Below are 13,632 nucleotides of genomic sequence, written 5' to 3' on the forward strand. Positions count from 1 at the left end.
CCATAGGCCCGGTGAAATTGCACTACGAGTAAAGATGCTCGTTTCGCGCAGCAGGACGGAAAGACCCCGGGACCTTTACTACAGTTTGATATTGGTGTTCGGTTCGGCTTGTGTAGGATAGCTGGGAGACTGTGAACTCTGGACGCCAGTTCAGGGGGAGTCGTCGTTGAAATACCAGTCTGGTCGTGCTGGATGTCTAACCTGGGTCCGTGATCCGGATCAGGGACAGTGTCTGATGGGTAGTTTAACTGGGGCGGTTGCCTCCTAAAGAGTAACGGAGGCGCCCAAAGGTTCCCTCAGCCTGGTTGGCAATCAGGTGTTGAGTGTAAGTGCACAAGGGAGCTTGACTGTGAGACCGACGGGTCGAGCAGGGACGAAAGTCGGGACTAGTGATCCGGCGGTGGCTTGTGGAAGCGCCGTCGCTCAACGGATAAAAGGTACCCCGGGGATAACAGGCTGATCTTCCCCAAGAGTCCATATCGACGGGATGGTTTGGCACCTCGATGTCGGCTCGTCGCATCCTGGGGCTGGAGTCGGTCCCAAGGGTTGGGCTGTTCGCCCATTAAAGCGGTACGCGAGCTGGGTTTAGAACGTCGTGAGACAGTTCGGTCCCTATCCGCTGTGCGCGTAGGAATATTGAGAAGGGCTGTCCCTAGTACGAGAGGACCGGGACGGACGAACCTCTGGTGTGCCAGTTGTTCTGCCAAGGGCATGGCTGGTTGGCTACGTTCGGGAGGGATAACCGCTGAAAGCATCTAAGCGGGAAGCCTGCTTCGAGATGAGTATTCCCACCTCCTTGAGAGGGTAAGGCTCCCAGTAGACGACTGGGTTGATAGGCCGGATATGGAAGCACGGTAACGTGTGGAGTTGACCGGTACTAATAGGCCGAGGGCTTGTCCTCAGTTGCTCGCGTCCACTGTGTTGGTTCTGAAACCACGAACGGCCCCATGCCATGGTCACGGTATGGTGCGGCATGAGTTCGACAGTTTCATAGTGTTTCGGTGGTTATAGCGTAGGGGAAACGCCCGGTTACATTTCGAACCCGGAAGCTAAGCCTTACAGCGCCGATGGTACTGCAGGGGGGACCCTGTGGGAGAGTAGGACGCCGCCGAACTCCTTTTAGAGCTCTGGCTCTTGGGCGAACAGCCCAAGAGCCAGAGCCTTTTTGCGTTGAGGTAAGGTCAGGGAGCATCGTTGGCTCGTTTCCCACAGGAGGCCCCCGGGTGGAGGTTCAGGAGACTCGCGTCCAGACGGACCGTGTGCTCACCATCCCGAACATCCTCAGCATGGCCCGGCTCGTCGGCGTGCCCGTCTTCCTGTGGCTGATCCTGCGTCCTGAGTTCGGCGGGCCCAAGAGTGACGGCTGGGCCCTTCTGGTACTGGCCCTGAGCGGCGTCACCGACTATCTCGATGGCAAGCTCGCTCGGCGCTGGAACCAGATCAGCAGCCTCGGCCGGCTCCTCGACCCCGCGGCTGACCGGCTCTACATTCTCTCTACCCTGGTCGGCCTCACCTGGCGGGAGATTCTGCCCCTCTGGTTGACCGCCGCACTTCTGGCGCGAGAGCTGGTTCTGCTCGTGATGGTGGGCATCCTCCGCCGGCACGGCTATCCGCCGCCCCAGGTGAACTTCCTGGGCAAGGCAGCCACCTTCAACCTGATGTACGCCTTCCCCTTGCTCCTGCTCAGTGACGACACGGGTTGGATCTCGTCACTGGCTGCCATTTTCGGATGGGCGTTCGCTGGATGGGGTACAACGCTCTACTGGTGGGCAGGAGTCCTCTACGTGGTACAAGTCCGCCGCCTGGTCCGTGCGGACACCATGGCCGATTGAACTCTCGGATGGTCCTGCTGCCGTAGCGGAGCAATGGCCCGTGCTGGGTAAGTGAGGGACAATCCTGGCGGGGGAAGTCGGCTAGACCGTCTCTTTGAGGAGGACGCTTCCGACATGAAGGCCGTCGTGATGGCCGGAGGCGAAGGCACGCGCCTTCGCCCCATGACCTCAAGCATGCCCAAGCCGCTCCTGCCGGTGGCCAACCGGCCGATCATGGAGCATGTTCTTCGGCTGCTCAAGAGGCATGGGCTCAACGAAACAGTCGTAACTGTCCAGTTCCTGGCCTCGCTCGTCAAGAACTACTTCGGTGACGGCGAAGAGCTCGGTATGGAGCTCACCTATGCCAACGAGGAGAAGCCACTCGGTACCGCCGGAAGCGTCAAGAATGCCGAGGAAGCGCTGAAGGACGATGCCTTCCTCGTCATCTCCGGCGATGCGCTGACGGATTTCGACCTCACCGAGCTCATCAATTTCCACAAGGAGAAGGGCGCGCTGGTCACGGTCTGTCTGACGCGTGTGCCCAATCCGCTGGAATTCGGTATCACCATTGTCGACGAGGAAGGCAAGGTAGAGCGCTTCCTCGAGAAGCCCACCTGGGGCCAGGTCTTCTCCGACACCGTGAACACCGGCATCTACGTGATGGAGCCCGAGGTCTTCGACTACGTCGAGCCCGATGTGCCCGTCGACTGGTCCGGTGACGTCTTCCCTCAGCTGATGAAGGAAGGCAAGCCGGTTTACGGCTACATCGCCGAGGGCTACTGGGAGGACGTGGGCACGCACGAGAGCTATGTGAAGGCGCAGGCCGACGTCCTGGAGGGCAAGGTCGACGTCGACATCGACGGGTTCGAGATCTCCCCGGGAGTGTGGGTCGCCGAGGGAGCGGAGGTCCATCCCGACGCCGTACTCCGCGGGCCCGCCTATATCGGTGACTACGCCAAGGTCGAGGCCGGCTCCGAAATCCGTGAGCACACCGTCGTGGGCTCCAACGTGGTCGTCAAGAGCGGCGCGTTTCTGCACAAGGCCGTCGTCCACGACAACGTCTACGTGGGGCCCCACAGCAATCTGCGCGGCTGCGTGGTCGGCAAGAACACCGACATCATGCGTGCGGCGCGGATCGAGGACGGGGCGGTCATCGGTGATGAGTGCCTGATCGGTGAAGAATCGATCGTCCAGGGCAATGTGCGGGTCTATCCGTTCAAGACCATCGAGGCCGGCGCCTTCGTCAACACCTCGGTGATCTGGGAATCCAGGGGCCAGGCGCACCTCTTCGGTGCCCGCGGTGTCTCCGGCATCCTGAACGTGGAGATCACGCCGGAACTCGCGGTGCGTCTCGCGGGCGCGTACGCGACGACGCTGAAGAAGGGCTCGACCGTCACCACGGCCCGAGACCACTCGCGTGGTGCCCGTGCGCTCAAGCGGGCGGTGATCTCCGCGCTGCAGGCCAGCGCGATCGACGTGCGGGACCTGGAGAACGTGCCGCTGCCCGTGGCCCGTCAGCAGACCGCGCGCGGCAGTGCGGGCGGCATCATGATCCGCACCACGCCCGGCGTGCCGGACTCCGTCGACATCATGTTCTTCGACGGGCAGGGTGCGGACCTCTCGCAGGGCAGCCAGCGGAAGCTGGACCGGGTGTTCGCGCGGCAGGAGTACCGCCGAGCCTTCCCCGGTGAGATCGGTGACCTGTACTTCCCGGCGAGTGTCTTCGACTCGTACACCGGCTCGCTCCTGCGGAACGTCGACACGACCGGTATCGCGGACTCCGGGCTGAAGGTCGTTGTGGACGCGTCCAACGGAAGCGCCGGCCTCGTGCTGCCGAGTCTGCTCGGCAAGCTCGGTGTCGACTCGCTGACGATCAACCCCGGTCTCGACGAGTCCAGGCCGACGGAGACGGCCGACATGCGGCGGTCTGGGATGGTGCGCCTCGGGGAGATCGTGGCGTCCTCGGGAGCCGCGTTCGGTGTGCGGTTCGACCCCGTCGGTGAGCGGCTGTCGCTCGTCGACGAGAAGGGTCGGATCATCGAGGACGACCGGGCGCTGCTCGTGATGCTGGACCTCGTCGCCGCCGAGCGGCGCAGCGGACGGGTCGCGCTGCCGGTGACCACGACTCGGATCGCCGAGCAGGTGGCGGCGTACCACGGGACGCAGGTCGAGTGGACGACCACCTCTCCCGACGACCTCACGCGCGTCGGCGGTGAGGAAAGGACGATCTTCGGCGGTGACGGCAAGGGCGGCTTCATCGTCCCCGAGTTCAGCAGCGTGTACGACGCCACCGCGGCCTTCGTGCGGCTCATCGGGCTCGTGGCACGGACGCAGCTCACGCTCAGCCAGATCGACGCGCGCATTCCGCGGGCGCACGTCCTGAAGCGGGATCTGGCGACCCCGTGGGCCGTCAAGGGGCTCGTGATGCGGCGGGTCGTCGAAGCGGCCGGAGATCGCTTCGTGGACACCACGGACGGTGTGCGGGTGGTGGAGACCGACGGCCGCTGGGTGATGGTGCTGCCCGACCCGGCCGAGGCCGTCACCCATCTGTGGGCCGAGGGGCCGGACGACGCCTCCGCGCAGGCCCTGCTGGACGAATGGGCGGCCGTTGTGGACAGCGCCGGCCGATAGAACAGGCTGCACGCGTGCGTGCCGGACAAGTGTCCTCAACGGGGCCTGTCCGGCACGCCGGTGGGGCCGTTCGGAGGTAGGGCTCGCGACGTGCGACGATGAGCGGCATGCCGCAGCAACCCCCCATTCGGAGCACACCCACGCGGCCCCGGCGCCCGGATGCGTCCATGTCGTTGCTCACCAACGTCATGGACCACAGCCTCGACGACGGATATGCCGAGGCCGCCGAGCGCAAGAAGGCCGCCGGTGACAGCGGCATGCCGAAGACGCTCAGGGCGAAGCTGGGGCTTGCCGCCGGACTGGTGCTCGCGGCCCTGGTCGTGACCGTCGGAGCGGCGCAGGCGCGGGTTGCCGCCCCGGTCGTGGCCAAGGAGCGGGAAGAACTGGTCGACCGCATCGAACGGGAGACCGAGGCGGCGGACAAGCTGGAGGACTCGGTCGACGAGCTGCGCGCGGACGTGAGCGCCCGGCAGCGCGAGGCACTGAAGCACAGCGGTGGCAGCGCGGACTCCGATCTGGTGGGCCTCCTGTCGGGCGCGGTCGCGGTGCACGGCCCCGGGGTGAAGCTCGTGGTGAACGACGCCAAGGAAGCCGCCTCGGGGGGCGACGGCAGCCCGCGGGAGACCTCCGGTTTCTCCGACACGGGCCGGGTGCGTGACCGGGACATGCAACGCGTGGTCAACGGGCTGTGGGAGTCAGGCGCCGAGGCCGTCTCGATCAACGGTCAGCGGCTGACGGCGCTGTCCGCGATCAGGGCCGCGGGGGACGCCATACTGGTCGACAACAAGCCGCTGGTGCCGCCGTACACCGTGCTGGCGGTGGGGGACGGGCAGCGGCTGAGCACGCGGTTCCAGAACAGCGCAGACGGGTTGTATCTGAACGCGCTGCAGGAGAGCTACGGCATCAGGACAGGCATCTCCGTGGAGGACGACCTCCGGCTGCCTGCCGCACCGAGTGTGACCGTACGTACAGCACAGCCGAGCATTGAGAAGAGCGAGAAGGGCACATCGTGATCGCCGTACTGGGCCTCGTCGTGGGAGTCGTGGCCGGCCTGTTGGTCCGGCCTGAGGTTCCGGCGGTGGTCGAGCCTTATCTGCCGATCGCTGTCGTGGCGGCGCTCGACGCCGTCTTCGGCGGCCTGCGGGCCATGCTCGACGGTATCTTCGACGACAAGGTCTTCGTGGTGTCGTTCCTGTCGAACGTGGTCGTGGCCGCGTTGATCGTGTTCCTGGGCGACAAGCTGGGCGTGGGCGCCCAGCTGTCCACCGGTGTGGTGGTCGTCCTCGGCATCCGGATCTTTTCCAACGCCGCGGCGATCCGTCGGCACGTCTTCCGGGCGTGAGGCCGATGAGCGATCACGACGACAAGCCCGCCGAGGAGCGGGGCGGCGCGCGCGACGCCAGCGCCGAGTCCCGGAACGGGCTGCGCAAAGAGCTGCCCCAGGAGGTACCCGCGGCAGCGCCCGCCGCAGAGGAGACCCCCAGGGAGCCGGAGCCCCGGCAGGCGGAACGCAAGCCGGACCCCGAGCCGTGGCTGACCGGGCGGCAGCGGCTGGTGCAGGGGGTGTGGCCGCCGCGTGTCACCCGGGCCCAACTCATCGTCGCGGTGCTGCTGTTCGGACTCGGGTTCGGGCTGGCCGTGCAGGTGGCCTCGAACAGCGACAGCGACAATGCCCTGCGTGGCGCGCGACAGGAAGATCTTGTTCGCATCCTCGATGAACTTGATGATCGTACTCAACGTCTTGAGGACGAGAAGCAAGGTCTCGAGAAGCAGCGCGACGAGCTGGAGAACAGCTCTGACCAGGCCGAGGAGGCCCGGAAGCAGACGATCGAGAAGGAGAGGCAACTCGGCATCCTCGCGGGTACGGTGGCCGCGCAGGGGCCCGGCATCACCATGACGATCCAGGACACGAAGGGGACGGTCGAGGCGGACATGCTGCTCAACGCGGTCCAGGAACTGCGCGCGGCGGGTGCCGAGGCGATCCAGGTCAACGGCGTACGGGTCGTCGCGGGCACGTATCTCACGGACTCGGGCAAGGGCGTGGGCGTCGACGGGAACAAGATCAACGCGCCCTATCGTTTCAAGGTCATCGGCAAGTCCCAGGACCTCGAGCCGGCGCTCAACATCCCCGGAGGCGTGGTGCAGACTCTCGAGAAGGAACAGGCCACCGTCACGATCGAGCGGTCCACCGACATCGTCGTGGACGCCTTGCGAGCAGCGAAGCGGCCTGACTACGCTCGGTCGTCCTCGCAGTGAACCGGGGGTGCATGGGCGGCGTCCGGCGAGGGCATGAGGTTGCGGGGGGTCGGCGCACCGAATGGGCGGTGCGTGGTGGAAACTGTCTGGTGCAGACGGACGTTGTCAGGATGTCCGGGTCGGCCAGAGTATTCAGTCAGGGTTCGTCCTGCCCCACGGGCGGGTCTGTTTCGGTCAAGGGGAATCGCCCGTGAAGTTGTTTGCGAAGTTGTTCGGCAAGAGCGCGCGAGATGGCAGCGACAATGCGACCGCCCGCCATCGCGCACAGCCTGACGCGGAGGGCCAGCGGCCGCTGTTCCGGGACCAGGTCGGCGGCCCGGGCGGCGACGTTTCCGGAGGTCAGGGCGCGCCGTCGGTTGACCCTGCGCAGCCCGGCGGCATAGGTTTCGGGCAACCGTCAACCTCAAGTGCGGGTGGAGAGTTTTCCGACCCGTATGCGTCCAACGCCCCCGGTGGGCAGCCGCGGCAGGAGGATCCCATGTCGGCCCTGGTGTGTACGAGGTGCGGTAACCGCAACGCGGAGAACAGCCGTTTCTGTTCCAACTGCGGCGCGCCGCTGCGGGCGGGGGCGACGCCGGAGCGTCCGTCCGAGACGACCTCCACGATCTCCATCTCCGGTCTCGAGGCCTACGACAGCGAGACCACCGGCCAGACGCCGATGCCGACCCTGTCTCCCGAGGCTCAGGCCGCCGTCGACGCGCTGCCGCTGGGTTCCGCGCTCCTGGTCGTGCGCCGCGGGCCGAACTCGGGCAGCCGCTTCCTGCTGGACGGCGACCTGACCACGGCCGGCCGGCATCCGCAGAGCGACATCTTCCTGGACGACGTGACGGTGTCCCGGCGGCATGTGGAGTTCCGCCGGGGTCAGGACGGTTCGTTCACGGTGGCCGACGTGGGCAGCCTGAACGGCACGTATGTGAACCGGGAGCGGATCGACCAGGTCGCCCTGAACAACGGCGACGAGGTGCAGATCGGCAAGTACCGGCTGGTCTTCTACGCCAGCCAGCGGGGCTACTGACCGGGCTCGGTCCGGACAGGCCTCGGCGAAGGTCCATCCGTCAGGGAAGGCCATGCTTCAAACACCGAGCGGCGGTGCCGAAAACGGCGCCGCCGCCACGGACAGTGGGCTGATGAGCATCGGCACGGTGCTGAACGTGCTGCGCGAAGAGTTTCCCGAAGTGACCATCTCCAAGATCCGCTTTCTGGAGTCGGAAGGGCTCATCGAACCCCAGCGGACCCCCTCGGGGTATCGCAAGTTCAGCGCCCATGACGTCGAGCGCCTCGGCCACGTCCTGAGGATGCAGCGGGACCACTATCTGCCCCTGAAGGTGATCCGGGAGCACCTGGACGCCATGGAGCGCGGTGAAGCCGTGCAGCTGCCGGTCGTGGGGCGCCAGCGGGACGGTGTATCCGTCTCCGAGCCGCCCGAGGAGCCCACAGCGGCCAGGATCGGTCGACAGGAGCTGCTCGCCGCCGTCGGCGTCGACGAGCCGGAGCTCAAGGAATGGGAGTCCTACGGCCTCCTCACCCCACTGGAGGACGGGGCGTACGACGCCGAGGCGGTCACCGTCGCCCTGCTCGTCGTCGAGCTCGGGAGATTCGGGATCGAGCCGCGACACCTGCGGGCGATGAAGGCCGCCGCAGACCGTGAGGCCGGGCTCGTCGACCAGGTGGTGGCCCCGCTCAGGCGGCACCGCAACCCGCAGACCAGGGCTCATGCCGAGGCCCGCACCAAGGAGCTGGCGGGGCTCACGGTGAAGCTGCACGCCGCGCTGGTGCGGACGGCGCTCGGGGTGCGGCTGCCCTGAGGGGACCGGCCGACGGGGGACCGGATCAGGCGCCCGATCCCGGCCCGACTACCCAAACGTCCCGAGCACGGCCTAGGGTTGCTGTGTGAACGAGCTCGATGTCGTAGGTGTCCGGGTCGAAATGCCCTCCAACCAACCGATCGTGCTGCTGCGTGAGGTGGGAGGCGACCGTTACCTCCCCATTTGGATCGGACCGGGGGAGGCGACGGCGATCGCCTTCGCCCAACAGGGGATGGCTCCTGCGCGGCCGCTGACACACGACCTGTTCAAGGACGTGCTGGAAGCCGTCGGCCAGGAGCTCACGGAAGTGCGCATCACGGAACTGCGTGAGGGCGTCTTCTACGCGGAGCTGGTCTTCGCCAGCGGCGTCGAGGTGAGCGCCCGCCCGTCCGACGCCATAGCGCTCGCGCTGCGCACCGGGACGCCGATCTACGGCAGTGACACGGTGCTCGATGACGCCGGCATCGCGATCCCGGACGAGCAGGAGGACGAGGTCGAGAAGTTCCGCGAGTTCCTCGACCAGATCTCCCCGGAGGACTTCGGCACCAGCAGTCAGTGAGCTCCTGAGGAGAGACAGCGCTGTGACAGTCGTGTGGGCGGCCCGGCGGACGATGTGGTCCGTGACAGGGCCGCCCGTCGTCTGCGTGACGGGCGAAATGCCCGCATGTGCCGGTGGCGCGTGAGAGCGTCATACGGCTCGTGCCGGACACATTCGGCTAGCCTTTCCCCGCGCCGGGGCACGGGAAACCACTCTCAGGGTGATTATCACTCGGCGTGGCGAGTGTGGCGATCGTTGACGCACCCCTGGTGACTGCCTACCGTCGAGAAGGCAGGTCAAGGACGGAGGTCGGCGTGAGAAGCAGCGGCGACGGTACGGCTGGGGGCGGCCCCGAGCGCAGTCTCAGGGCGAGCGGTCCGTACCCTCCCCCCGGCTCACGGCCCCTCCCGGGCGGGGGATGCACCCAGCCCGGTGGTGCGGCCGATCACGCTCCGCAGCGACCGACAGCGGTGCCGAGCAGCGGAGGGGCGACGTCCATGGCGTCCGAGCAGATCGGCTATCGCGGTCCCACGGCCTGTGCGGCCGCCGGAATCACCTACCGGCAGTTGGACTACTGGGCCCGCACGGGGCTCGTCGAGCCGAGTGTGCGCCCCGCCTACGGATCCGGGACACAGCGGCTGTACAGCTTCCGGGACGTGGTCGTCCTGAAGATCGTCAAGCGGTTCCTCGACACCGGGGTGTCGCTGCAGAACATTCGCACGGCCGTCCAGCACCTCAGGGAGCGCGGTTTCAGTGATCTGGAGCGCATGACGCTGATGAGCGACGGCGCGACGGTCTACGAGTGCACCTCGCCCGATGAGGTCCATGCCCTGCTGCAGGGCGGCCAGGGTGTGTTCGGGATCGCTGTGGGCGTGGTGTGGCGGGACGTCGAGAGCGCGCTGTCCCAGCTGCACGGTGAGCGGATCGACACCGGCGAGACCCTGGTGGGGCCCAATCCGGCGGACGAGCTGGCGCGTCGGCGGAACCGGGCCGTCTGAGCCGCGGGCGGCGCGGTATGAACGCGCAGGAGGCGGGACGTTTCCGCGCCGGGACGTGAGCGGTTTCCCTTGGGGTGTCCGGGGCGGCCGCGCGCGGGGTTGTCAGTGGCGTAGGGCAGCATCGGAGATGTGAGAACCGCGCCTACGATCCTGCATCTCGACATGGATGCCTTCTTCGCTTCGGTGGAGCAGGCGTCCAAGCCGAGCCTGCGCGGGAAGGCCGTGGTCGTGGGCGGGCTCGGGCCGCGCGGGGTGGTGGCGACCGCGTCGTACGAGGCGCGGGTCTTCGGGGTGCATTCGGCGATGCCCATGGGGCAGGCCCGGCGGCTCGCTCCCAACGCCGCGTATCTCGTGCCGCGCTTCAATCTCTACAAGTCGATCAGCGAGCGGGTGATGGAGCTGCTGCGTGCGCTGTCGCCGCTGGTCGAGCCGTTGAGCCTGGACGAGGCTTTCGTGGACCTGGAGGCCGGGGGAGTGGCCTGGGACGAGCCGTCGGCGCGGCTGGCGGGGGTCAAGCTGCGCGCGGACATACGGGCCGTCACGGGGCTCACGGGGTCGGTGGGCCTCGCCGCCTCCAAGATGCTCGCGAAGATCGCCTCGGAGGAAGCAAAACCCGACGGGCTGGTGGTGATCGAGCCGGGCACCGAGCGGGCGATGCTCGGGCCGATGTCGGTGCGGACGCTGCCGGGGGTGGGGCCGACGACGGGTGACCATCTGAGGCGGGCCGGGATCACCACGGTCGAGGAGATCGCCGAGGCGGGCGAGGACGAGCTGGTCCGGCTGCTGGGGAAGGCGCACGGGCACGGTCTGTACGCCATGGCGCTGGCACGGGACGACCGGCCCGTGGTGGCGGAGCGGGAAACGAAGTCGGTGTCGGTCGAGGACACCTACGACGTGGACATCCACGACCGGACACGGGTCGCACTGGAGGTGCAGCGGCTCGCCGAGCGGTGTGTGCGGCGGCTGCGCGGGGCCGGGCTGTCGGGGCGGACGATCGTGCTGAAGGTGCGGCGGTACGACTTCTCGACGCTCACCCGGTCCGAGACGCTGCGCGGGCCCACGGACGATCCCGCGGTGATCCGCGAGGCGGCGGCCAGACTGCTGGACTCGGTCGACACGACCGGCGGGGTGCGGCTCCTGGGGGTGGGGGTCAGCGGCCTCGCCGACTACACGCAGGAGGACCTGTTCGCCCAGGCGGCGGGGGAGCGGGCGGGCGCGGAGGGCCCGGTCGAGGAGCACGCCGTGGCGGCGGCCGAGGAGCAGCCTTCGCTCGCCGAGCGGCGGTGGCCCGCCGGGCACGACGTACGGCACGCCGAGTTCGGGCACGGATGGGTGCAGGGCAGCGGCCTCGGACGCGTCACCGTACGGTTCGAGACACCCGACTCGGAGCCCGGGCGGGTGCGGACGTTCCGGGTCGACGATCCGGACCTGCAAGCGGCGGATCCGTTGCCGTTGGTGTTACGAGGTCCGGATGGGGGAGGCGGCGTGCCCGGGGCGGAGTCTCAGGCCGTCTCGTCGGTGCCCGCCAGCTTGCCGAAGTCGTGGTCCGGCAGCGGGGGCGGAGCGGCGACGTCGAGACCGTAGTGGTGGTAGAGCTGCAGTTCCTGCTCGGGGGAGAGGTGGCGGCCGACGCCGAAGTCGGGGGCGTCCTTGATCAGGGCGCGTTCGAAGGGGACGTGGAGGGCGCCCTCGATCAGTTCGCTGGGCTCCAGGGGGACGAAGGCGTCCCTGCTGAACAGGCCGGTCCGTATGGCCGCCCACTCCGGTTCTCCGGTGGCGTCGTCGAGGTAGACCTCGTCGATCGTGCCGATCCTGGTCCCGTTGCGGTCGAACGCCTTGCGGCCGATCAGGTTGCGCGGATCGATATCGGTTCGCACGGGCCCTCCACATGGTCGCACCTCATCCGTAAACACTACAAAACGGTACAAGTGGGGATGCGGCCACTCGAAGGTTCGTGCGTTGACCTCGCTGGTACGCTGGCAGCGGCTGTTGACCCCGCGCGGGAGAGTCCTCCAGACATCATCGGAGGCGCCGAAGGAGCAAATCCTCCCCGGAATCTCTCAGGCTCACGTACCGCGCGGACGAGGTCACTCTGGAAAGCAGGGCGGGTGTCGACGGCTTCCGCTCTCACCGACGGTGAAAGCCGGAGGCCTTCGGGCGATCCGGTGAAGCTCTCAGGTTGAGATGACAGAGGGGGAGGCCGTCCGGGTACCCGTGCCATGGTGCCCCTCGCAGGTCGTGTCGACCAGGAGGCCTCCGTAATGACCGCCCACCGCATTCCGCTCTCCGAGCTCGAAGAGGCAGTCCCCTTCGAGCAGCGCCACATCGGCCCCGACCACGAGGCCTGCGCCAAGATGCTCGCCCACGTCGGCTACGGCTCGCTCGACGAGCTCACGGCCGCCGCCGTCCCGGCCGTGATCAAGAGCGCCGAAGCACTGGACCTCCCCGGTGCCCGCAGCGAGGCCGAGGTGATCGCCGAGCTGCGCTCCCTCGCCGACCGCAACCAGGTCCTCGGCTCCATGATCGGCCTCGGCTACTACGGCACGTTCACGCCGCCGGTCATCATGCGCAACGTCATGGAGAACCCGTCCTGGTACACGGCCTACACGCCCTACCAGCCGGAGATCTCGCAGGGCCGGCTCGAGGCGCTGCTCAACTTCCAGACGACGGTCGCCGACCTGACCGGACTGCCGACCTCCGGCGCCTCCCTGCTCGACGAGGGCACCGCGGCCGCCGAGGCCGTGGCGCTGTCGCGGCGCCTGGGCAAGAACAAGAAGGGTCTGTTCCTGGTCGACGCGGACACGCTGCCGCAGACCATCGCGGTGATCCAGACCCGCGCCGAGCCAACCGGTGTCGAGATCGTCGTCGCCGACCTCAGTGAGGGCATCCCCGCCGAGATCGCCGAGCGTGAGATCAACGGCGTACTGCTCCAGTACCCGGGTGCCTCCGGTGCCGTGCGGGACATCAAGCCGGTGATCGACCGGGCGCACGAGCTCGGGGCGCTTGTCACCGTCGCCGCCGATCTGCTGGCGCTGACGCTGCTGAAGTCGCCCGGCGAGCTCGGAGCGGACATCGCCGTCGGGACGACGCAGCGCTTCGGCGTCCCCATGGGCTTCGGCGGACCGCACGCCGGCTACATGGCGGTCCAGGACAAGATGGCGCGCAGCCTGCCCGGGCGGCTCGTCGGCGTGTCCGTGGACGCCGACGGGAACAAGGCCTACCGGCTGGCGCTGCAGACGCGTGAGCAGCACATCCGCCGTGAGAAGGCGACCAGCAACATCTGCACCGCGCAGGTGCTGCTGGCCGTCATGGCCGGAATGTACGCCGTCTACCACGGCCCGGAGGGCCTGAAGGGCATCGCGCGGCGCACCCACCGGTATGCCACGGTCCTGGCCGCCGGGCTCGCGAGCGGCGGCGTCGAGGTCGTGCACGGGGCGTACTTCGACACCCTGACCGTGCGGGTCGAGGGCCGGGCCGCCGAGGTCGTGGCCGCCGCGCGGGACCATGGGGTCAACCTGCGTCCTGTCGACGCCGACCACGTCCCGCCCGTCACGCAGCACGGACCACAGTCCGTCCAGGTCCGTGACGCCACC

12 protein-coding genes, 2 rRNA genes and 1 riboswitch are annotated in these 13,632 nt (G+C 67.7%); of the genes, 13 read left to right on the forward strand and 1 reads right to left on the reverse strand.

Annotated features, from left to right (window positions below; genetic code table 11):
• The 12 genes from ABZ281_RS14970 to ABZ281_RS15025 all read left to right on the forward strand — a co-directional run.
• Positions 1-901, forward strand: a 23S ribosomal RNA gene (locus tag ABZ281_RS14970); the annotation flags it as partial.
• 96 nt (positions 902-997) lie between these two features.
• Positions 998-1,114, forward strand: a 5S ribosomal RNA gene (rrf, locus tag ABZ281_RS14975).
• A gap of 109 nt (positions 1,115-1,223) precedes the next feature.
• Positions 1,224-1,832, forward strand: coding sequence for a CDP-alcohol phosphatidyltransferase family protein (locus ABZ281_RS14980; RefSeq protein ID WP_356655573.1), 609 nt, complete (start codon positions 1,224-1,226; stop codon positions 1,830-1,832).
• 114 nt (positions 1,833-1,946) lie between these two features.
• Positions 1,947-4,442: a mannose-1-phosphate guanyltransferase gene (locus ABZ281_RS14985; protein WP_356655575.1), complete on the forward strand. Its 2,496-nt coding sequence runs from the start codon at positions 1,947-1,949 to the stop codon at positions 4,440-4,442.
• A 98-nt stretch (positions 4,443-4,540) separates the two neighbouring features.
• Positions 4,541-5,455, forward strand: coding sequence for a DUF881 domain-containing protein (locus ABZ281_RS14990; protein WP_356655577.1), 915 nt, complete (start codon positions 4,541-4,543; stop codon positions 5,453-5,455).
• Positions 5,452-5,784 (forward strand): small basic family protein, encoded by a 333-nt coding sequence (locus ABZ281_RS14995; RefSeq protein ID WP_003988855.1) that lies wholly within the window; start codon positions 5,452-5,454, stop codon positions 5,782-5,784. Before ABZ281_RS14990 ends, ABZ281_RS14995 begins: the two co-directional genes overlap by 4 nt.
• A gap of 5 nt (positions 5,785-5,789) precedes the next feature.
• Positions 5,790-6,698, forward strand: coding sequence for a DUF881 domain-containing protein (locus ABZ281_RS15000; protein WP_356655579.1), 909 nt, complete (start codon positions 5,790-5,792; stop codon positions 6,696-6,698).
• Between the two features lie 61 nt (positions 6,699-6,759).
• Positions 6,760-7,713 (forward strand): FHA domain-containing protein, encoded by a 954-nt coding sequence (locus tag ABZ281_RS15005; protein WP_356655581.1) that lies wholly within the window; start codon positions 6,760-6,762, stop codon positions 7,711-7,713.
• A 52-nt stretch (positions 7,714-7,765) separates the two neighbouring features.
• Positions 7,766-8,503, forward strand: a complete 738-nt coding sequence (locus ABZ281_RS15010; protein WP_356655583.1) for a MerR family transcriptional regulator — start codon at positions 7,766-7,768, stop codon at positions 8,501-8,503.
• Positions 8,504-8,588: 85 nt separating this feature from the next.
• Entirely contained in the window at positions 8,589-9,062 is a 474-nt protein-coding gene (locus ABZ281_RS15015) for a bifunctional nuclease family protein (RefSeq protein ID WP_356655585.1), read from the forward strand.
• 293 nt (positions 9,063-9,355) lie between these two features.
• A complete protein-coding gene (locus ABZ281_RS15020; RefSeq protein WP_356655587.1) occupies positions 9,356-10,039 on the forward strand; it encodes a MerR family transcriptional regulator in 684 nt (227 codons plus the stop codon).
• Between the two features lie 129 nt (positions 10,040-10,168).
• Complete coding sequence (locus tag ABZ281_RS15025) at positions 10,169-11,623, forward strand: DNA polymerase IV (protein WP_356655588.1); 1,455 nt, start codon at positions 10,169-10,171, stop codon at positions 11,621-11,623.
• Here ABZ281_RS15025 and ABZ281_RS15030 read toward each other — a convergent pair.
• Positions 11,542-11,916, reverse strand: coding sequence for a PRC-barrel domain-containing protein (locus ABZ281_RS15030; protein ID WP_031104789.1), 375 nt, complete (start codon positions 11,914-11,916; stop codon positions 11,542-11,544). The two genes, ABZ281_RS15025 and ABZ281_RS15030, sit on opposite strands and share 82 nt — an antisense overlap.
• A gap of 113 nt (positions 11,917-12,029) precedes the next feature.
• Positions 12,030-12,125: riboswitch (glycine riboswitch) on the forward strand.
• Positions 12,126-12,300: 175 nt separating this feature from the next.
• On the opposite strand from ABZ281_RS15030, the gene gcvPA reads away from it, so the two are divergent.
• Positions 12,301-13,632: aminomethyl-transferring glycine dehydrogenase subunit GcvPA (gcvPA, locus tag ABZ281_RS15035; RefSeq protein WP_356655590.1), on the forward strand; the 1,332-nt coding region annotated here is incomplete at its 3' end.

This window comes from Streptomyces sp. NPDC006265, assembly GCF_040613555.1.
In the GTDB taxonomy this organism is placed as follows: domain Bacteria; phylum Actinomycetota; class Actinomycetes; order Streptomycetales; family Streptomycetaceae; genus Streptomyces.